This window comes from Paenibacillus cymbidii (assembly GCF_004764705.1).
Taxonomy (GTDB): domain Bacteria; phylum Bacillota; class Bacilli; order Paenibacillales; family NBRC-103111; genus Paenibacillus_AN; species Paenibacillus_AN cymbidii.
Map to the genome: position 1 here is coordinate 686613 of NZ_SHLX01000001.1, position 19767 is coordinate 706379.

Sequence of the window (19767 nt, forward strand, 5' to 3'; positions counted from 1 at the left end):
CGGCGCGTTCGGAAACGTTCGTGTAAACAGACCGCTCCTATGTTGGAGCGGTTTTTTTGTTGTCCCAAGTGGGTGATTTTCCAAATGAGATAAGAAGGTGGACGAATCCGTGAAACAAGATTGGAAGTCGTTTCGGCTGTATGTCATTACTGGCGAGGAATATCATCCCGGCAGAAGTATGCTCGACGTGATGGAGCAAGCGTTGCAAGGCGGGGCGGACATGGTGCAGCTGCGCGACAAACACGCGCCAAAGCGCGAGGTGCTGGCAAAAGCGTATGCGCTTCGCGAGCTTACGCGGCGATACGAGGTGCCGCTGATCGTCAACGATCACCTCGATGTTGCACTTGCCGTCGATGCGGACGGCGTTCATCTCGGCCAGGAAGATTTGCCGCTCGCCGAGGCGCGGCATATTGTCGGGCCCAATCGGTTGATCGGCATCTCGACCCATCATATCGCCCAGGCGCTGGAGGCGGAGGCGGGAGGAGCGGACTACATTGGCGTCGGTCCGGTTTATCCGACGCAGACGAAGCCGGGCAAAACCGCCGTCACCACCACGTATGTGAAAGAAGCTGCACAACGCATACGGATTCCGTTCGTTGCCATCGGCGGCATCACGGCGGGCAATGTCGATGACGTACTTGCCGCAGGCGCGACGAAAATATGCGCGGTATCCGCGGTCGTCGGCAGCGACGATCCGGCCGAGGTGTGCCGCCGGTTGCTTGCGCGAATCGACTGCGCAAGGCCCTGCGCCGGTTCGCGATCGACCGTATCGGTTCGCGTCAACGGCAGGGATAGGCAGACAACGTCTCTGCATCTGGACGAGCTTGTACGGGAGTTGGGGCTGCTCGATAAACGAATCGTCATGGAAGTGGACGGCGCGATTATCCCGCAAGAGGTTTGGAGAGATACGACGCTCGTAAATGGAGCGACGATCGAGATTGTACATTTTGTCGGGGGAGGCTGAGGCAGATGGAAACACAAGCAGGAAATGATCCGTTGATTATAGGCGGCAAAAGACTGGAATCCCGGCTGTTTCTCGGCACGGGACGTTTTCCGAGTCCCGCGGTGATGCGGATGGCGCTGGAAGCTTCGGCGGCCCAAGTCATCACGTTCGCCGTACGCCGGGTCAATCTCGACATGGTGGAGGACGATTCGCTGCTGCAGCAACTGGAAGACAAGGATTTGATCTACCTCCCCAATACATCGGGATCGTCCAATGCCGAAGAAGCCGTGCGCATTGCGCGATTGGCGCGGGCTTCGGGGCTCGGCGACTGGATCAAGGTGGAGATCAGCGCCAACGCCCGCACGCTGCTGCCCGATCCGCTGGAAACGCTGAAAGCTACCGAACGGCTCGCCGCTGAAGGATTTGTTGTCCTGCCGTATACGTCCGACGACCCGATTCTGTGCAAACGGCTGGAAGAAGCGGGAGCCGCCGCCGTCATGCCGGGAGGCGCGCCGATCGGTTCGGGGCTCGGCATCTTGAACCCGTACAATATTGCCTTGATTGCGGAAGAAGCGACGGTGCCGGTAATTGTCGACGCCGGAATCGGTTCTGCCGTGGATGCCGTGCTGGCGATGGAGCTGGGCGCCGCCGGCATTCTCGTCAACACGCCGGTCGCCAAGGCGAGTGACCCGATTGCAATGGCCCGCGCCATGCGGCTTGCCGTCGAAGCGGGAAGATTGGCCTATCGCGCCGGCCGCATTCCGCAGCGGCGGGACGCATCGGCGAGCAGCGATACCGCCGGCATATCCGTGCCGCCGCAGCCGCTCGGCAAGGCAGCCTCGGCGCAATGGAAAGGCGGCGTCTGAACGTGGCGGCAAGCGTGCTTATCATCGGCGGCGGCATTATTGGCTTGTCGTGCGCTTTTGAAGCGGCGTCGCGCGGGTTTCGGGTCACGGTCATCGAGTCGGGAGCGTTCGGAGGGCAAGCGTCCGGCGCCGCAGCCGGCTGGAGCGGGTCCGGACCGTCTCCGGAATCGATCCCGAGCTGCTGGCGACGGGCAGTCTGACGGTTGCGCTGAACGAAGCGGATTTGCTGCCGCTGCAGACTCGTCTTGCGTGGCAGCGGTCATTGGGCGCCCGCGCCGAGCTTATCGAGCAAGGAGAGCGACTGCAGCGAACGGAGCCGGAGCTCACCAGCCGTGCGGCGGCAGCTTTGTTTTGCCCGGAAGAAAGCCATGTCAATGCGCCCCTGCTGGTCGCCGCTTTGGAGGAGGCTTGCCGCCGAATTGGCGTCAGCTTGACGGCTCACGCGGGTGAGGTGGAGATTGTCGATCCGCACCGTCTCTCGGGGAGCGGCGTGCTGTTGCGCGGTGGCAACGGAGCGGAATGGCGCGGCGATCGCGCCGTTCTGTGCGCCGGCGCCTGGACGTGCCGTTTCGCCGAAACGATCGGGCTGCCGATTCCGATTCATCCGATCAGGGGGCAAATTTGTTCGTACGACGTGCCGTTTGGCGATACCCGCCATATGGTCTTTTCGAGCCAAGCCTATTGGGTGGGCAAAAAAAACGGCACGCTCGTATGCGGCGCATCGGAAGATGTGGCCGGATTCGATGCGTCCGTCACCGAACGCGGGATCGAGCGGCTGCTGCGCTGGGGGCCGCGGCTGTTCCCGTTTCTGCAAGGGCGGCAGCCGGTTCGCCGCTGGGCGGGCCTTCGCCCGGCGACGCTCGACGGCCGGCCGCTGATCGGCCGACTGCCGCATCGGGACGATATCCTGATCGCCGCCGGCCATTATCGCAACGGCATTTTGCTCAGTCCAGTGACGGCGCAGCTTGTCGGCGACCTGCTGGAGGGAAGCGCGGGGGCGGGATTGTTGGCGCCGTTTGCACCGGATCGGTTTGCGTTGCGGCAATGAAACGAAGGGGAAGTTATTCAGGGAAGATCTGTTAAATGTTGAAACGATTTATCGTATACTAGAGGAGAAAATACAAGAAACGATGAACATCAGGTTGAATCAAACTTGATGTTTTTTTGTTTCCGGAAGGAATGAGATGCGGTGGAAGTCAGACAAATGGCCACGGCTTTTTTGTTTCGCGGCGATGAGTTGCTGTTGATGCGGAAATCGAACAGCCGGATCGCGGATCGGCCTTTCTGGAGCGGACTGGGCGGACATGTGGAAGCCAGCGAGCTGAATCATCCGCGAAGCGCCTGTTTGCGCGAAATTTTCGAAGAGTCCGGTTTCGCCGAGTCGGATTTGTCGGAGCTGCGGCTGCGTTATTTGCTGCTGCGGATCAAAGGCGACGAAATCAGGCAGCAGTTCGTTTATTTCGGCACGACGGCCAGAAGCGATTTCGTCAACAGCGACGAAGGCGAGCTGCACTGGGTGAGGAAGGAAGCGGTGCTCGGCCTTCCGATGTCGGCGATCGTGCGTGCGATGCTGGCCTACGATTTTGAACGTGCGGATCCGTCCGGAATCCGGGTCGGCACGATCACAAGCGGCAAGGACGGCGCGCCGCTGATGCAATGGGCGGAATTGAACGATCCGCTTGTGTTTTGAGATGTTTTTGAAGGGGGAGCGTGGCCGTGGAGATGGAGCCAAACGACAAGATGGAGACCGGGAAGAACGAAGCGGCTGCGGACGGATGCGCCAAGCGCCGTTGCATCATGATATTCCCTTCCTTCGAGAACCTTGCGGCGATTGAGGAAATACGAAGCAAACACGATCCTTTGTTTGGTTATGTCGGGGCGCACGTTACGCTCGTGTTTCCGTTCTGCAGCGATATCGCTACCGAAGCGTTGCGCCGCAATATCGAGACGGCTGTTGCGGGAGTGAAACCGTTCCGGCTTGTGATGCAAGGAATCAGCGGCGCGGAAGGGGGCTACTTGTTTCTGGATGTGGCGCAGGGCGGAGAAGAATTGAGCGAGCTTCATCGCCGGCTTTATACGGGAATGCTGCAATCGTATTATCCGCCGTTTCTGCGTGAGACTCCTTATGTTCCCCATCTGACGGTAGGCCGGATCAACGACCGAACTGAATGGCAACGCGCCGTACATTCCTATCGATCCATAAAGGAGCGTTTTGAGCAGCATACAGTCAAGGAAATCAGCGTCGAGGTAATTGACGAACAGGAGTACTCGGCGATCGAAATGATCATTCCTTTGGGATAAACGAAAGGAGGGCAAACGTTGTTTATTTTCGGTGCCATCGTCGCCGTCGGGCTTGTGATCGCGTTGCTGTATTGGGCCGGAACGTTTGGCGGCATCATGTTGACCGCGATTGTAGTCGGCGTTATTTTCGCCACGTATTGGCGTGTCAGGGAAATCCAGCTGGATATTCGCCAGATCAAGGAGAAGCTGGGCATCGGAGCCGCGTTCGATCGCCCGCCGACGAACGAAGAAATCGAACAAGAACTGGAAGCGGACCCGGAATGGAACGGCGAATCGTGGGACGGTCCGGTGGAAGCGGACGATCCGAACGACCCGAAGGTTCGCGACGACCCGGATAACGAAACGAACGGCAAGCCGTCGCACCGTCGCAAATAAACCGCCGAAAGAAACGGCTGCCCTCTTTTGTCCAAGAGAGTAGCCGTTTCTTTATGTCAAACTTGTCTCCCAATGCGCACCACAAAGACATATACCGAAAATAAGCCATTTTTTCTTGGTTATTTCGGTAAAAAATGGCGGCCAACACAGAAATAGCCAGCGATTTTACTGGGTATTTCAACGAAATCTTCGATTGAGGGGCGATTGGGCAACAATAGCCAGTGTTTTCGCTGGTTATGTCCGCCGCACCATGGGAAAACGAGGGAATAAGCCGCTTTTCATGGGCTATTTAGTCGGTATCACTCATGCGGAAATAGAGTAGGCAAAAGTCAAAAGATATGTTGATGCAGGAGGTTGTACGCCTATACAGACTACACATTGGTAACATACCCATAAGTAGGGTGCCGAAAACCTCCAAAGTGACTTCGCCGAGCAGAGTTAACGCGTCAAGAAAAGCGGACGTCGCCGCAACGCCAAACGGCATCCGGCCGATTTGCGCCGGTTCGTCGTCGGTCGCTGCCATTCCCGCGCGATGGTCGACCGGTACTTGCAATAAAATTCCCGCACTAACTTTTATGGAGTGATGGCTTTTGAAGGGAATCGTTTTGTGCGCAGGCAAAGGGACACGGATTCAACCTTTTTCATACTCCAGGCCGAAATGCATGCTTCCTGTAAACGGGATTCCCGTCATCGACTACTCCATCCGCCAGTTGAAGCGGGCGGGCGTCAGCGAGATCGGCATCGTTATCCATGCGAGCCAGCCGTCCATCCGTGAGCACCTCGGTTCCGGCGATCGGCATGGCGTTTCGATTACCTACCTGCAGCAGCAGGAGACGCGAGGCTTGGCCGATGCGATCCGGAGCGGCAGATCGTTTCTCGGCGGCGATTCCTTCCTCGTTATGCTGGGCGACAATTTGATCGAAGGGCCGGTCGAAGCGTTGCGAACGGCGGTGGAGATGGAGGGCGCTCATGGCGCGATCATGCTGGCGCGGGTCGAGAACCCGCGTCAATTCGGTGTTGCCGTTGTGGAGCAAGGGCGCGTTGTCGACCTGGAGGAGAAGCCGGAGCATCCCCGCTCCGATCTTGCCATCGCCGGCGCCTACGCCTTCCGGACCGGCGTCTGGTTGCATATCGACCGGCTCCGGCCTTCCCGGCGGGGGGAATACGAACTGACCGACGTGCTGCAGATGATGATCGGACAGACGGAGAAGATCGTATACTCGCTGCTGGACACGCCGTTTTTTGATGTGGGCACGCCGGAGCAATGGATTGCCGCCAATCGCCACTTGATGGCGGAAGACGGCAGCCGGAATGTGATCGCGGACGGCGTCGATCTGGAGGGGACCGTCCTGATTCCGCCGGTACGCATCGGGAAAGGCGCCACGATTCGCAACAGCAGGCTGGGGCCGTTCGTTACCGTCGGCGAATCATGCCGATTGGAAGCGTGCACCATCGACAATTCGATCATTCTGGAACAGGCGGAGCTTGCGCACCTGTATGCCCTAAACAGCGCATTCGGTGCCATGTCCCGCATCAACGCCCCGTTGGCCACGAACAAACCGGCACGGTTTATCATTGGCGACAAATCGTCGATTATCGAGTGAACGACAAACGTCAAGGCAGCGCAACCCGGGATTGCTCGCGCAGCGCGGCCTTTAGCCGTTCGATCTCCAAATCGGAGGGCGAGAGGCCGCGGCGAATGAGCAGCAGCGCCACATCGGCGAAACAGCGGAATTGCTGCTTCCATTGCGCCGCGCTCCGGTCTTGAACCGGCATCGCCGGGTCGCAGGCCAGAGAAGCGCGCATATATTCCAGCAGCCACACGGCTTCTTCGCGGCAAAGCGAATAGTCGCTTTGCGTCAGCCTTTCGAGCTTGCGCAAGGCGGCTTCGGAAACGGGAACCGTTTCGGATCGGGAAAATTCCATGGATTGTTCACTCCTGAAAGACAGACATGTTTCATCCATACGCGACAATCGCCCAAATCATGCGCATCTGGATCGGATTCGTCCGATCATTCCATACTGGCGTCTCCTGTGCTAGAATAGATGAGATTTTATCGGCGGGAAGGCGTCAGGGGGAAAAAGGATGAAATGGCACAATATCGTTCTGGTCGGCTTTATGGGGACGGGTAAAACGTCGGTCGGCGGGGTGTTGGCCGGCAAACTCGGCTGGCGGCTGGTCGGAACGGATGAAGAAATCGAACGGCGGGAAGGACGGACGATCCCGGAATTGTTTGCGGGCCCGGGCGAAACCTATTTCCGCGACGTCGAAAGCGGCGTGATAGCCGATGTGATGTCGCGCAGCGGACAAGTAGTGGCAACGGGGGGCGGAGCGGTGCTGGCTCCGCGCAATCGCGAGGCCATGCGGGCCGGAGGAATCGTCGTCGCGCTGACGGCATCGGCGGAAACGATCATCGCGCGGGTCAATCGCGATTCGAATCGTCCGCTGCTGCAGGGGAATGCGCATGAGACAGTGCCGCAGCTGATGGAGAAACGCAAGCACGCCTACGATTTTGCCGATGTGACGGTGGCTACCGACGGGCTTACGGTCGAACAGATCGCCGAAACGATTGTCCGGCTTTCCGCAACGTACGACCGTCCGGAAACGTAAGCCCGCGCCGGTCAGTCCAACTTCTCCCATTCCAGCATGCCGCCGGTCATGTTGACGAGTCCTTGCAAGCCTTGCGCCTGCAAGTATTCGCATGCTCTTCCGCTGCGATTGCCGCTGCGGCAAATGAGAATCACTTCGCCGTTCTGCGGCACCTCGCGCAGCCGCTCTGGCAGCTCGCCCAGCGGGATATGAACAGCGCCCGGCACCATGCCGTGCGCTACTTCGTCATGCTCGCGCACGTCGACCATGGCCGGCGTTTCGCCGCGCTGCAGCCGATCTTTCAATTGCTTTGGCGTGATGGAACCGATCGTGGACAAAAAAGAACCCCTCCTCAGCATTCGTCGATCCCCCTCATCATAGGAGGAAGCGGAGCCGCTGTCAAACCGCGCGGCCGATTGCCGCATCGGTTGCCGCGGCGGCCTGCGGGCGGCTTGCGGGGCGCATTCCCAAGCAGGGCAAGCTATGGTAAACTGACACTATGCGACGAAATTCGAGGGGAGCGCTCAAGCTTACATGAAAGTCATCGTTACACCCGCAGCATCTTTACAAGGAACAATCAACGCCCTGTCTTCCAAAAATTATACGACCCGTTATTTGCTTGTCGGCGCGCTGGCCGAAGGGACAAGCACGATCCTTTATCCCGCCCACAGCGAGGACAGCGACGCCATGCGCCGCTGCATCCGCGATTTGGGCGCCGTCATGACGGAAGACGAACAGAAAATTACCATTACCGGTTTCGGCCGGCATCCGAGGAACGTGAAGGAGCTTAATGTCGGCAATGCCGGCGCCGTGCTGCGTTTCCTGATGTCGACCGCCGCCTTCTGCCCGGAAGTTACGTTCGTCAATACGTACCCGGAATCGCTCGGCAAACGGCCGCACGACGATTTGATCGACGCGCTTGGTCAGATCGGCGTCAAGGTCGACCATAACGGAGGCAAGCTGCCGATTACGATTCATGGCGGGGCCCCGCGCGGCGGCCGCATCGAGGTATCGGGAAGCGTCAGTTCGCAGTACCTCAGCTCGCTGCTGTTCATGACGCCGCTTCTGGCGGAAGACAGCGAAATTGTCGTGCTGAACGATTTGAAATCGAAGGTTGTCGTCGGCCAGACGCTTGAGGTGCTGGCGCAGGCGGGCATACGCGTGGAAGCGAGCGCCGATCTGATGCATTTCCGCGTGCCGGGCGGCCAGCGTTACGAACCGAAGGAATACGTTATTCAAGGCGACTATCCGGGTTCGGCGGCGATCCTGGCGGCTGCGGCCGTAACGGATTCCGAAGTTCGCGTGCTGCGCCTGACGGAGGACAGCAAACAAGGCGAACGCGCCGTTGTCGACGTCCTGAAGGCGATGGGCGTGCCGCTCACGCACAAGGACGGCGTTGTCCATGTGCAAGGCAACAAGCGGCTTGCGGCCGGCGAGTTCGACGGCGACCATTTTACCGACGGCGTGCTGGCGATGGTGGCCGCGGCGGTTTTCGCCGAAGGGACGTCGCGCTTCTATAATGTAGAGAACTTGCGATACAAGGAATGCGACCGCATTACCGATTATTTGGCGGAGCTGCGCAAGGCCGGCGCCGACGTGGAAGAGCGGCAAAGCGAAATTATCGTGCACGGCAAACCGGAAGGCGTCGAAGGCGGCGTGGAGATCGATGCGCACTTCGACCATCGCGTCATCATGGCGCTTACGGTCGTCGGGCTTCGTTCGCGCCGGGGGCTGACCATTCGCGACGCGCATCATGTGGCGAAGTCGTACCCGCAATATTTCGAGCATCTGCAGGCGCTTGGCGCCCGCATCGAACAAGTGGCCGATTGAGCCGCCGCCCGGCATTTCCATTTCACTGAAGCGTGGTGCGCAATCGAATGGCATGGAAACTGATCAAATACGCGTCGACCTTGCTGCTTGTAGTGGGGCTCGTGTTTTCCAGCGGCGTGTTCAGCGTGCTGCTTTATGCGAAAATAACCGACAAAGACTGGTCCTTCCGCGCAAACGCCGACGACGCTGTCGTATATGCAGAGGGGGCGTCACCACCTTCCGCAACGGCATCGCCTGCGCCCGAACCGTCGCCGACGCCCGGGCCGAGCGAGCTGCCGGCGGCCAAACCTTCCGCCATGCTGAAGGCGCCGGCGATCGCCCAATACCCGGAGCTGCCGGCCGGCTGCGAAATTACGAGCCTGGCGATGCTGCTGCAATACGCCGGCGTCAGCAAAGGCAAGATGGATTTGATCGCGGACACGCCCGTCGATATGACGCCGATCGTGATGAAGGCTGACGGAAAGATCGTCTCCTGGGGCAATCCGAACACCGGTTACGTCGGCGACGTGACGAACCGCACGCGCGGGTTTGCGATATACCATGGGCCGCTGCTGCAGGTGATGCAGAAGTACATCAAAACCGGCGTCGATTTGACGGACGGCACGTTTGACGACATCGAGCGGTACGTTTCGGCCGGCATGCCGGTTGTTGTATGGACTACGATCGACTTCAACCTGCCGAGCAATTGGTACATCTGGGACACGCCGATCGGACCGATCCGCACGACGTTCTCCGAACATGCCGTGCTGATGGTCGGGTACGACAAAGACTATGTGTATGTAAACGACCCGCGTTCGGGAAAAGCCGCCGTACCGGTCGCGAAGAATCAATTTGTTCAATCCTGGGAAGCGTTAGGGAAGCAGGCCATTTCGTACCGAAATCCGTAGAAGTTCTATTTTGAGGAGGGAATGTGGCATGGCATTCGAAAATCCGTCACGCGAACAGATCAAGGAACTGCTGGAGCAAACGAAGCTGATCGCCGTCGTCGGCCTGTCCGACAACCCGGAGAAAGTTTCGCACATGGTGGCGCAGGCGATGCAGGACAAAGGCTATCGCATCATCCCGGTCAATCCGAACGCCGACACCATCCTCGGGGAAAAAGTGTATGCCCGCTTGTCGGACATTCCGTTCCCGGTCGATATCGTCAACGTGTTCCGGCGCAGCGACCAAGTGGTGCCGATCGCCGAGGAAGCGGTGCAAATCAAAGCCAAGGCGTTCTGGCTGCAGCTTGGCATCGTGAACGAGGAAGCGGCGCGGATCGCGGCCGAAGGCGGGCTGACTGTGATTATGGACCGCTGCATCAAGGTCGAGGATTCGATTTTGCGGCCGAAGCATGGCTGACAAGGAAACGCTACGCCAACACTTGCCGGTGTATTTTGTCACGGGGCTTGCGCCGGTCGGCGGCCGCAGCGCGCTTGAGACGGTGGCACAGGCGCTGGACGGCGGCGTGACGATCGTACAGCTGCGCGAGAAAGAGGCGCCGCTTTCCCGCATTATGCGGGAAGGAGCGGCGCTCCGCGAGCTGTGCCGCCGGAGCGGCGTGCCGTTCATCGTCAACGACCGCGTCGACGTTGCGCTGCTGCTGGACGCCGACGGCGTGCATGTCGGCCAGGACGACTTGCCGTGCGCGATGGTGCGGCAGCTTGTCGGTCCGGAGCGGATGATCGGCGTATCGGCGAAGACGAGGGAAGAAGCGGCGCAGGCGGCCGCGGACGGTGCGGACTACATTGGCGTCGGGCCGATCTTCGCGACGGCGACGAAGCCGGATGCCGGCGACGCGATCGGCACGTCGCTGCTGCGTTATGTGCGGCGCGAGCTTGGGTTGCCGCAGGTTGGCATCGGCGGCATCGACGCGGCCAACGCGGCGGACGTGATCGCGAGCGGCGCCGACGGCATCGCCGTCGTATCGGCGATCGCCGGCAGCGACGATCCGCGCGAAGCTGCGGCGCGGCTTCGCAGCATCGCCGCAGCGGCGGAGGGAGCGAAGCTCGTGTAGCACGGGAACGTTGGCGTTGCACCAAAAGTCCCCCTTCCACAGTAATGTGGGTGGGGGCTTTTTTTATGATAGATGGAAGCCGGTTTGGATAAGCAAAATAGCCCATAAAATGGCCTATTTGCCCCCTATCGCCCGACTCGTCGGAAATAGCCAGTGAAAGCACTGGTTATTTCAACTTCGAAGCCCCAAAATCGTTTTTTTCAAAGTAATAGCCAGTGATTTCGCTGGTTATTTTGCAGAGGCTGCCCGTTTTTGGCTAAATAGGCAAGAAAACAGGGTCTATTTTCAACTTGGTCGTGGGTTGTGATTGCCGTTGCCAGCGTTCTCCTGCTTATAAATCGCTGCCGAAGCTAACAATAAGACGAGCTTCATGGCGACCGGTGAAACCGAATGGTGCGGCATGAAGACTACTCGAATGCCAAGGAGGATCAACGGTGTACAATCAGTCGTCTTTTGCCGGCAGCGGCGGCGCTTCCTCGCGGTTCGGCGCCCAGAAGAAGTACGAGCCGGTAGGGTTCGTCCAATCGGTGTATCAAGGCAAGCAGTCCGTCATCAATAAGTGGAACAACCCGGCATCCGCCCAAACGGCAACCGCGGCATCCGCCCATACGGTCGGCAGCAGCTTCGTTTCCCGCCCGCAAGGCGCGGCAAGCTCGGCTTCCTCGTCTTCCATGAGCGGCAATAGCTCGTTCCGCCCGAGCGGCTTTGTGCCGTCCGTCACTTCGGCGGCCACTGCCGCCCAAGGTGCGGCGCAAACAGGCTACCGGTCGACGGCAGCAACCGCCGGCTCGATGCAGAGCCGGAATATGGGACGTTAACCAAGCGGCACGTACGAAGCGGACTGAGAAGTCCGCTTTCTGGCCGTGGGGACCGTCCCTGATCGAAGCGCGGCAACGCGACGGCCTCGGGCAATAACAAGCTGATGAGATCCTTCCGGCGAAAGGAGAACCACCGATGCAAACACAAACCGCAAACACAACTACCGCAACAACAAGCAACCGCAACATGCTGACTGCCAAGGAACTGGACTATATCAAGGATTATTTGTCCTGGGAGCTGCTTGCGATGAAGAAATGCAACGATGCTGCCAACGCCTGCACCGATATGCAAATTCAGTCCAAGCTGAAGCAGACCGGCGAGAAACACAAGCAGCATTACGAAACATTGCTGTCGCATCTGCACTAACCACGACCGAAAGGGGACCGGACAAGATGGCCACTGAAATCGCAATGCCGAAAAAACCGGGCGAACCGCAAGTGAAAGGGCCTGAAATGAACGACCGGGACAGGCTGAACGACATATTAACGACGGCAAAATATTTGACCGCCGCCTACAATGTCGGCCTTAATGAAATGCAGAATCCGGCGCTTCATCAAACGGTGCAGCGCGTGCTGAACGATGTGCACGACACGCAGTCGCAGCTGTTCGATCTGATGTTCCAGAACGGCTGGTACAAGATGAAAGCCGCCGATGCGCAGGAAATCACGCAAGCGCACCAGCAGTTCAGCAATTACCGGACGCAGTTTCCGACATTCCATTAAGTCGGCTCTCCGAGAATCATGTCGTCGAGCGTATAGCCGACACGAACCATCGGGTACACGTTTTCTTCGCGGCCGATTACGCATTCGATCAGCACCGGGCCCGGCGTTTGCAGCGCTTCCTGCCAAACGAGCCGGGCTTCTTGCTGCGTGCGGGCGCGCACCCCTTTGATGCCGTACGCCTCCGCCAGCTTGACGAAATCGGGGCTGCCGGCCAATTCGATCTGGCTCAGCCGGTTGTCGTACAGCAGCTCCTGCTGCTGGCGCACCATGCCGAGCACTTCGTTGTTCATGACGACGATCTTGACCGGCAGCCGGTAAAGGGCGCATACCGCCAGTTCCTGGGCGCACATCTGGATGCCGCCGTCGCCGTTGATCGACACGACGAGCCGGTCCGGGCAGCCGAACTGCGCGCCGATCGCGGACGGCAGCCCGAAGCCCATCGTGCCGAGACCGCCGGACGTAAGGAACGAGCGGGGACGGCTGAAGCGGTAAAACTGCGCCGCCCACATCTGGTGCTGCCCGACGTCGGTGGTGACGATCGCTTCGCCGCGCGTCGATTCGCTGATCATGTCGATAAAGCGAGCCGGTTTGATCGGATCTTCGTCGCCCGCGGCGCGATCGGATTCGCGCAGGAGCGGAAACAGCCGAGCATCTGCCGCAATTTCGTCCAGCCATTGTGCCGAATCGGCCGGCCTGACCAAAGGCAGCGCCGCGCGCAGCACCATTTTGACATCGCCGACACAGGCGATGGCGGCCGGTACGATTTTGCCGATCTCGGCCGCGTCGATGTCGATGTGCACAATCGTGCGTACTTGCGGGGCGAAGCCGCTCACTTTCATCGTCACGCGATCGTCGAAGCGCGCGCCGGCGGCGATCAGCACGTCGCATTTCTGCAGCGCCTTGTTCGCGGCGTAGGCGCCGTGCAAGCCGGGCATGCCGACCCACAGCTCGTGCCCGCTGGGGAAGCCGCCCAGGCCGAGCAGCGTCGTCACAACCGGGATTCGCGCCGCTTCGGCGAACGCGAGCAATTCCTTGGCGGCACCGGAGGCGATGATGCCGCCGCCGACCAGCAGCAGCGGACGTTTCGCTGCTGCGATCGCATCCGTCATCCGTGCGATGGCGAGCGGATCAGGATCGGGTTCCGCTTTCGCTTCGGCTTCGCAACCTGCGCCCGGCAGCCAATTGTCGCTCCATGCAACCGACTGATTGGACACGTCCTTCGGGATATCGATCAGCACCGGACCCGGTCGGCCGGTGGAGGCGATGCGGAACGCGTCCCTGACGATGCGCGGCAAGTCGGCCGCGGAACGCACGTAGTAGCTATGTTTCGTGATCGGCATCGTGATGCCGACAATGTCCGCTTCCTGGAACGCGTCCGAACCGGCGAGCGCTGTGGGCACATTGCCGGTAATGACGACCAGCGGAACCGAATCCATATGCGCGGTGGCGATGCCGGTGACGAGATTGGTAGCGCCCGGACCGGACGTGGCGATGCAAACTCCGACCCTTCCGGTAGCGCGGGCATAACCGTCGGCCGCATGGATCGCGCCTTGCTCGTGGCGGGTCAGAATGTGCCGGAACCCGGCATTGTTGTACATGGCGTCGTATACATAAAGGACATTGCCTCCGGGATACCCGAATACGCAGTCGACACCTTCGCGAAGCAAACAGCGGAGCAGCAGCTCCGAACCGGAAACGGCAGATGCGGTTGTGGACATGGACAATTCCTCCTTGAAAGCGGGATTGGGGAGCGAACGCGAGAATATGAAAACATCAAAAAGCCCCTTCTGCATCGCAGCGCGTTTCGGCGCATGCCATACAAAAGGGGCGAACGGTTAACGGTTCGCGGTACCACCCTGGTTCGCCGGACATCTTGCGATGCCGGCCTTATGAGGCAACCGACGAGCTTGCCTCAGGCGCGGTAACGAGCGCCATTCCGTCCGCACTTACTGGCACAGGGTTCAGGCGCCTGAACCCGGCGTTCAGCCGGAAGCTCCGAGCGGACTAAAGCGCATGTCTTGCGGCGAACGTTTCAGCAATCCGTCCGCTCTCTGGGCGCAAGGGAGGTGCGCTTACTGCTCATCATCGCGTGTAATGTATTAGCATCAGATTATAGAACATGAAATCCGTTCCAGTCAAGCGTCTCCCTTATAAATCAATCTTGTGATAAGATGGATCAAGACGGCCGGTTCACAATGGCGTGGACCCGCTCGATTAATTGCGCCGGATCGATCGGCTTCATCAGGAAATCCTTGGCCCCGAGCATGACGCCTTCGGTGACGGTCGATTTGCGCGAATCGCCGGAGAGGAGCAGAACGGGCACGGACTTCGTATGGGCACTGGCCTGCAATTGGCCAAGCGCGCTCAGACCGTTCGTCCCGGGCATGTTAATATCGAGCATAATCAGGTCGTAGGAGCGGATGCGCGAGCTGATTTTGAGAAATTCATCGGCATCGGCGAAAGCTTCGACGACATACTCCTCGTCGATCTCGAGCAGCTGTTTGACCAGCAGGCAGAAAGCGCCGCTATCGTCGACAATGGCGATATGTTTGGGCACGGACTGGACACTCCTTTAATGGCATTAATCAATTGCGATCCGGTACGGATCGATTACGGAGCAGCGGGGGACAATCGAAATGACGGACAAAGCGGAGCGTATGGCGGCTATCTTGCAGCGAACGAAGCTTGCCTTTATGGACGACAGCCGCGTCAAAATGGAACAACTGCATCGCGCGTTCGTCGAATGGGAGCGGGGCGCAGCGGAGCCGGATCGGACTGCCGGCACGGCGTATCGCATCGCCCACAGCATGAAAGGGCTGGCGCTCACGTTGTCATTGCCGGCGATCGATGAGGCTTGCGAGCGCATGCTTGGTTTTATTTTACAACAGGAAGGGCAAGTTTGGACAGCGGAAAAGCTCGAATCGTTGCGATTAATGGCGAATCGGCTCGAAACCGCGGTGGCGGAGGCGGACGATGCCGGTTGACGCGGGGACAAGCTAGTTTAACGGAAAGGACAGCGCCATGAACTGGATGGGTAATCTGCAGCAGCTCGGCCGGTCGATCATGCTGCCGACAATTGCGTTGCCCGTGGCGGCGATCTTGCTGTACCTCGGGGCAATTCCCTGGCAGTCGGTTGGACTTGGCCAGGTGGGGGAAATATTGCGTTTCAGCGGCGATACGATTTTTACGTATTTGCCGTTCATCTTTGCCGTCGGCGTGGCGCTCGGCCTGACGGAAAACGCCGGCACCGCCGGTATGTCCGCGCTGCTCGGCTATTTTTTGTTCACCCGTCTGACGGAAGCGTATTATATCGGCACGGAGCTGAAGCTTGGCGTTTCCGGCGGCATCCTGATCGGCATTTTGGCCGCGCTGTCCTATCACCGGTTTCGCAACATCAAGCTGCCGGAGTACATTCAATTTTTTGGCGGACCGCGCTTTGTGCCGCTCTTCATGAGCGCGGTAACGATCGTGTTTACGCTGATCATGATGGCGGTGGGGCCGTCGATCCAGCGGTTTTTCGGGGCGATCGGCGACTTTATGCTCGGCATGGGCGGCTTCGGCGCCTTTCTGTACGGCATGTCGTTCCGGCTGCTCGTGCCTTCCGGGCTGCACCATATCCTGAACAACGTGTTCTGGTTTCAGCTCGGTTCGTTCGAACGGGCGGACGGCAGCGTCGTGTTCGGCGATTTGCCGCGCTATTTCGCCGGCGATCCGTCGGCGGGCACGTACATGGCGGGCCTGTACCCGATCATGATGTTCGCCGTGCCGGCGATTGCGCTGGCCATTATCCAGGAGGCGCGCGAAGATTTGAAGCCGGGCATCCGCGCGACCTTCCTGACCGCCGCGCTTACGTCGTTTCTTACCGGCGTTACGGAACCGATCGAATTCGCCTTTTTGTTTGTGGCGCCGTATTTGTTTTTCATTCATGCGCTGCTGTCCGGCGCCGCGATGTGGATCGCCTACGAGCTCGACATTCATCACGGCTTTTCGTTTTCGGCCGGCGCCATCGACTTTGTGATCAACGAACATCTCGCCAGTCGCGGGCTGTGGCTCATTCCGATCGGCCTTGTATACGGCCTCGTATATTACGTGCTGTTCCGCTGGGCGATCCAGCGCTTCCGCATTCCGACGCCGGGCCGCGAGGAAGGCTCCCAGCTCGAGGAATGGGCCGGCGATATCCCGTACCGGGCGCCGCTTATTTTGCGCGCGCTCGGCGGCAAGAACAACATCAAGACGATCGAAGCCTGCATCACGCGGCTGCGGCTGACGCTCGAGAACGACAAGCTGCTGGACATGGCCGCGCTGAAGCATTTGGGCGCCGCCGGCGTCATCACGCTTGGCGGCGGCAACGTGCAGGTCGTGTTCGGCACGTTCTCCGAACTGATTCGCGAGGAAATCGTCAAAGTGACGCGAAAGGACATCGAACAGGTGCTGTTCAGCTCGCCGATGCAAGGCAAGATGCTGCCGCTCGACGAAGTGCCGGACGCGGTATTCGCCGGCAAAATCGTCGGCGACGGCGTCGCCTTCCTGCCGGAGCGGGGCGAGCTCGTTTCTCCTGTTGCGGGCCGCGTGGCCCACTTGTACCCGACGCTGCACGCCATCGGCATCGTGACGAAAGAAGGGCTGGAGGTGCTGCTTCACGTCGGCATCGACACCGTCAATTTGCAAGGCAAATGGTTTACCGCCTATGTGAAAGAAGGGGACGAGGTAGAGCCGGGCCAACTGCTCATCAAGTTCAACTTGCAAAAGGTGAAGGAGCTTGCCAAGTCGCCGATCACGCCGATGGTTGTCACCAATCCGGCCAAAGTGAAAACGTGGAGCTTCGCACCGTTCAAGGCGGTCAAAAAAGGGCAGGCGGCCGTAATGTCCGTTGTGCTGAAAGACGAAACGACGAGCGGCGGAGGTGGCACGAATGGGTAGCGGATTCAGCCTGAACGGCATCGGCGCCTCGCCCGGCATCGCCATCGGCAAAGCGTTTCTGCTGCCGGCGTGGGAGTGGAACATTCCCGACGAAGCGATCGACGCAAACGACCTGACGTTCGAGTTCGAGAAGCTGTTCGAAGGCATTCGTGCGTCGAAGCTGGAGCTGGAGCTGATCAAGCAGGACATTTCGGAAATGATCGGCAAGCAGGAATCGGAAATTTTCGACGCCCATCTGGCGATTCTGGACGACCCGATCTTCATGAACGAAGTGCATAACATCATGAAGCGGCAATACAAGTCGGCGGAAGTGGCCGTCAAGGAAACGATCGACAAGTTTGCGCTCATGTTCGATTTGCTGGACGACAATTACATGAAGGAGCGGGCGACGGATATCAAGGACGTCGGCAACCGGCTGCTGAAGCATCTGCTCGGCGTTTTTCCGGAGACGGCTCCTGTGCCGGACGAGCCGCCGTTCATCGTTTGCGCCAAGGAACTGTCGCCGTCCCAACTGTCGCATATGAACCCGCAGCAGGTGCTCGGCATCGTCACGATGCTCGGCGGCACCACGTCGCATGCGGCGATCATGGCGCGCGCAATGGGCATTCCGTTCGTGCTCGGACTGGAAGGGAAGCTGGCGGAGCCGCTCGAGAACGGCGATTTGCTGATCATCGACGGCGATGCGGGGACGGTGCATATCCATCCCGACGACAAGCTCGTCGAAACGTACAAGGCGCGCAAGTCGGAATGGCTGGCCGAAAAAGACCGGCTTAACGCGATCGCCGGCGTGCCGCCGGTGACCGAGGATGGCGTGCGGCTCGAACTGCTGGTCAACATGAGTTCGATCCAGGATCTCGATGCCGCCATCGCAAGCGGCGCTGCCGGCGTCGGCTTGCTGCGCACGGAGTTCATCTACATGGAGAACAGCGCGCTGCCGACCGAGGACGAGCAGTTCGACGTGTACCGACGCGCCGCCGAGAAGCTGGGCGGGCGACCGCTCGTCATTCGTACGCTCGATATCGGCGGCGACAAGAACGTCGATTTTCTCGCGCTGCCGCGCGAGGACAATGCGGCGCTCGGGTACCGGGCAATCCGCATATCGTTGGATCGGACGGACCTGTTCCGCACGCAGCTCAAGGCGATTCTGCGGGCGAGCCGGTACGGCAACGTCAAAATCATGTACCCGATGATTGCGTCCGTTGAAGAGGTGCGTGCGGCGCGGGACGTGCTTCGTATGGCGATGCGCGAGCTTGACGACGCCGGGGAAACGTACAACGCGGACATCGAAGTGGGGATTATGATCGAAGTGCCGGCTGCGGTAGCAATCGCCGATTTACTGGCGGAAGAGGTACAGTTTTTCAGCATCGGCACGAACGATCTCGTGCAATATGCGCTTGCCGTCGACCGGATGAACGAAGCGATCGCCCATCTGTACGATCCGTATCATCCGGCGGTGCTGCGCATGCTCAAGACGACCGTCGACGCGGCCAAGCGGCGCGGCATTTCGGTCAGCGTCTGCGGCGAGCTTGCCGGCGACCGGCTGGCGCTGCCGCTGTGGCTAGGGCTCGGCATCGGCGAAATCAGCATGTCGGTGCCGGCGCTGCTGCCGGTGAAGAAGGAGCTGCTGGCCAGTCGCGCCGACGCCAGCGCCGAGCTGCTGCAGCGGGCTCTGGCGTGCCGCACGGGCGCGGAGATCAAAGCGCTGCTGCAGGCAGGATGCGCCGCCATTCCACAGGCGGAAGCGTAGCTCCGCGGCGCATACGCAAAAGGGCTGTCCCTTACTCGCGGGACAGCCCTTACTTTCGGTATTGCCGCTTGTTCAGCGAGCCGCCAGCAAATCGCAGAACGCTTTCGCGTACGGCGGCAGATCCGGCGGTCGGCGCGACGACACGAGATTGCCGTCGACGACGACCGGCTCGTCATGCCAGGTGGCGCCGGCATTTTCCATATCGTCGCGGATGCCCGGCGTTGACGTCACTTGCCGGCCTTGCAGGATGCGGGCCGAGATGAGCACCCAGCCGGCATGGCAAATTTGCCCGATCGGTTTGCCGGCCTCGTTCATCTCGCGGATGAAACGCAGCACCTGCGGGTAGCGCCGCAGCTTGTCCGGCGCCCAGCCGCCCGGCACGAGAATGCCGTCATAGTCGGCGCTGTCCACTTCGTCGAACGCCAGGTCCGCCGTTGCCGGCACGCCGTATTTGCCGGTGTGCGTGCGGCCTTTCTCCGGACCGACCAGGTGGACGACGGCGCCTTCCTCGCGCACCCGGTAGATCGGGTACCACAGCTCGAGATCTTCGAATTCTTCGTCGACGAGACAGATGACTTTATTGCCGCTTAAGCGCATATGCAAGCCTCCTTCGGTTCCAAACGTACGGGATTGGATGACGAATCTTGCCGTCATTGTA

General features: G+C 59.8%; 22 protein-coding genes and 1 pseudogene. 18 read left to right on the forward strand and 5 right to left on the reverse strand.

What is annotated here, in order from left to right; all coding sequences use genetic code 11:
* Positions 1–109: 109 nt before the first annotated feature.
* From thiE (EXY20_RS03000) to EXY20_RS03030, 7 genes and pseudogenes are all read left to right on the forward strand, one after another.
* Entirely contained in the window at positions 110–964 is an 855-nt protein-coding gene (gene thiE / locus EXY20_RS03000) for a thiamine phosphate synthase (protein ID WP_328592479.1), read from the forward strand.
* Between the two features lie 5 nt (positions 965–969).
* Positions 970–1809 carry a thiazole synthase gene (locus EXY20_RS03005; protein WP_135547431.1) on the forward strand — a complete coding sequence of 280 codons (840 nt, stop codon included), beginning with the start codon at positions 970–972 and terminating at the stop codon, positions 1807–1809.
* A pseudogene (locus tag EXY20_RS03010) lies at positions 1791–2857 on the forward strand (FAD-dependent oxidoreductase). Before EXY20_RS03005 ends, EXY20_RS03010 begins: the two are co-directional and overlap by 19 nt.
* A 141-nt stretch (positions 2858–2998) precedes the next feature.
* Positions 2999–3499: an NUDIX domain-containing protein gene (locus tag EXY20_RS03015; protein WP_135547433.1), complete on the forward strand. Its 501-nt coding sequence runs from the start codon at positions 2999–3001 to the stop codon at positions 3497–3499.
* 32 nt (positions 3500–3531) lie between these two features.
* Positions 3532–4110, forward strand: coding sequence for a 2'-5' RNA ligase family protein (locus tag EXY20_RS03020; protein WP_235885334.1), 579 nt, complete (start codon positions 3532–3534; stop codon positions 4108–4110).
* Positions 4111–4128: 18 nt separating this feature from the next.
* The gene (locus EXY20_RS03025) at positions 4129–4485 is read left to right on the forward strand and encodes a hypothetical protein (protein WP_135547437.1); all 357 of its coding nucleotides are present in this window, start codon (positions 4129–4131) and stop codon (positions 4483–4485) included.
* A 605-nt stretch (positions 4486–5090) separates the two neighbouring features.
* Positions 5091–6089, forward strand: coding sequence for a sugar phosphate nucleotidyltransferase (locus EXY20_RS03030; RefSeq protein WP_235885335.1), 999 nt, complete (start codon positions 5091–5093; stop codon positions 6087–6089).
* A 10-nt stretch (positions 6090–6099) separates the two neighbouring features.
* On the opposite strand, the gene EXY20_RS03035 is transcribed toward EXY20_RS03030, so the two are convergent.
* Positions 6100–6411 carry a hypothetical protein gene (locus EXY20_RS03035; protein WP_135547441.1) on the reverse strand — a complete coding sequence of 104 codons (312 nt, stop codon included), beginning with the start codon at positions 6409–6411 and terminating at the stop codon, positions 6100–6102.
* A 160-nt stretch (positions 6412–6571) separates the two neighbouring features.
* On the opposite strand from EXY20_RS03035, the gene EXY20_RS03040 reads away from it, so the two are divergent.
* Positions 6572–7096 carry a shikimate kinase gene (locus EXY20_RS03040; protein ID WP_135547443.1) on the forward strand — a complete coding sequence of 175 codons (525 nt, stop codon included), beginning with the start codon at positions 6572–6574 and terminating at the stop codon, positions 7094–7096.
* A gap of 11 nt (positions 7097–7107) precedes the next feature.
* Here EXY20_RS03040 and EXY20_RS03045 read toward each other — a convergent pair whose 3' ends face one another.
* The gene (locus tag EXY20_RS03045) at positions 7108–7413 is read right to left on the reverse strand and encodes a rhodanese-like domain-containing protein (protein ID WP_207671208.1); all 306 of its coding nucleotides are present in this window, start codon (positions 7411–7413) and stop codon (positions 7108–7110) included.
* A gap of 196 nt (positions 7414–7609) precedes the next feature.
* Here EXY20_RS03045 and aroA point away from each other — a divergent pair, with 196 nt between their 5' ends.
* The 7 genes from aroA (at position 7610) to EXY20_RS03080 (ending at position 12442) form a co-directional block, all read left to right on the forward strand.
* The gene (aroA, locus tag EXY20_RS03050) at positions 7610–8905 is read left to right on the forward strand and encodes a 3-phosphoshikimate 1-carboxyvinyltransferase (protein WP_135547445.1); all 1296 of its coding nucleotides are present in this window, start codon (positions 7610–7612) and stop codon (positions 8903–8905) included.
* Positions 8906–8952: 47 nt separating this feature from the next.
* On the forward strand, positions 8953–9792 hold the full coding sequence (locus EXY20_RS03055; protein ID WP_135547448.1) for a C39 family peptidase: 840 nt from the start codon (positions 8953–8955) through the stop codon (positions 9790–9792).
* 28 nt (positions 9793–9820) lie between these two features.
* Positions 9821–10246 (forward strand): CoA-binding protein, encoded by a 426-nt coding sequence (locus tag EXY20_RS03060; RefSeq protein WP_135547450.1) that lies wholly within the window; start codon positions 9821–9823, stop codon positions 10244–10246.
* Positions 10239–10901 carry a thiamine phosphate synthase gene (gene thiE, locus EXY20_RS03065; RefSeq protein ID WP_135547452.1) on the forward strand — a complete coding sequence of 221 codons (663 nt, stop codon included), beginning with the start codon at positions 10239–10241 and terminating at the stop codon, positions 10899–10901. The genes EXY20_RS03060 and thiE (EXY20_RS03065) overlap by 8 nt, the downstream gene beginning before the upstream one ends.
* Positions 10902–11335: 434 nt before the next feature.
* Positions 11336–11719, forward strand: a complete 384-nt coding sequence (locus EXY20_RS03070) for a hypothetical protein (RefSeq protein ID WP_135547455.1) — start codon at positions 11336–11338, stop codon at positions 11717–11719.
* A gap of 136 nt (positions 11720–11855) precedes the next feature.
* Complete coding sequence (locus tag EXY20_RS03075) at positions 11856–12086, forward strand: hypothetical protein (RefSeq protein ID WP_135547457.1); 231 nt, start codon at positions 11856–11858, stop codon at positions 12084–12086.
* Positions 12087–12112: 26 nt separating this feature from the next.
* On the forward strand, positions 12113–12442 hold the full coding sequence (locus EXY20_RS03080; protein WP_135547459.1) for a spore coat protein: 330 nt from the start codon (positions 12113–12115) through the stop codon (positions 12440–12442).
* On the opposite strand, the gene ilvB is transcribed toward EXY20_RS03080, so the two are convergent.
* Together ilvB and EXY20_RS03090 are read right to left on the reverse strand one after the other, a co-directional pair.
* Positions 12439–14160 carry a biosynthetic-type acetolactate synthase large subunit gene (gene ilvB, locus EXY20_RS03085; RefSeq protein ID WP_135547461.1) on the reverse strand — a complete coding sequence of 574 codons (1722 nt, stop codon included), beginning with the start codon at positions 14158–14160 and terminating at the stop codon, positions 12439–12441. The two genes, EXY20_RS03080 and ilvB, sit on opposite strands and share 4 nt — an antisense overlap.
* 458 nt (positions 14161–14618) lie before the next feature.
* Positions 14619–14999, reverse strand: a complete 381-nt coding sequence (locus EXY20_RS03090) for a response regulator (RefSeq protein ID WP_135547464.1) — start codon at positions 14997–14999, stop codon at positions 14619–14621.
* A gap of 79 nt (positions 15000–15078) precedes the next feature.
* Here EXY20_RS03090 and EXY20_RS03095 point away from each other — a divergent pair, with 79 nt between their 5' ends.
* The 3 genes from EXY20_RS03095 to ptsP are packed head-to-tail and all read left to right on the forward strand — an operon-like array spanning position 15079 to position 19109.
* A complete protein-coding gene (locus EXY20_RS03095; protein WP_135547466.1) occupies positions 15079–15426 on the forward strand; it encodes an Hpt domain-containing protein in 348 nt (115 codons plus the stop codon).
* A gap of 37 nt (positions 15427–15463) precedes the next feature.
* Positions 15464–17362, forward strand: coding sequence for a glucose PTS transporter subunit IIA (locus EXY20_RS03100; RefSeq protein ID WP_135547468.1), 1899 nt, complete (start codon positions 15464–15466; stop codon positions 17360–17362).
* Entirely contained in the window at positions 17355–19109 is a 1755-nt protein-coding gene (gene ptsP, locus EXY20_RS03105; protein ID WP_135547470.1) for a phosphoenolpyruvate--protein phosphotransferase, read from the forward strand. Before EXY20_RS03100 ends, ptsP begins: the two co-directional genes overlap by 8 nt.
* A gap of 72 nt (positions 19110–19181) precedes the next feature.
* Here ptsP and EXY20_RS03110 read toward each other — a convergent pair whose 3' ends face one another.
* Positions 19182–19706, reverse strand: a complete 525-nt coding sequence (locus tag EXY20_RS03110) for a type 1 glutamine amidotransferase domain-containing protein (RefSeq protein WP_135547472.1) — start codon at positions 19704–19706, stop codon at positions 19182–19184.
* Positions 19707–19767: the final 61 nt, after the last annotated feature.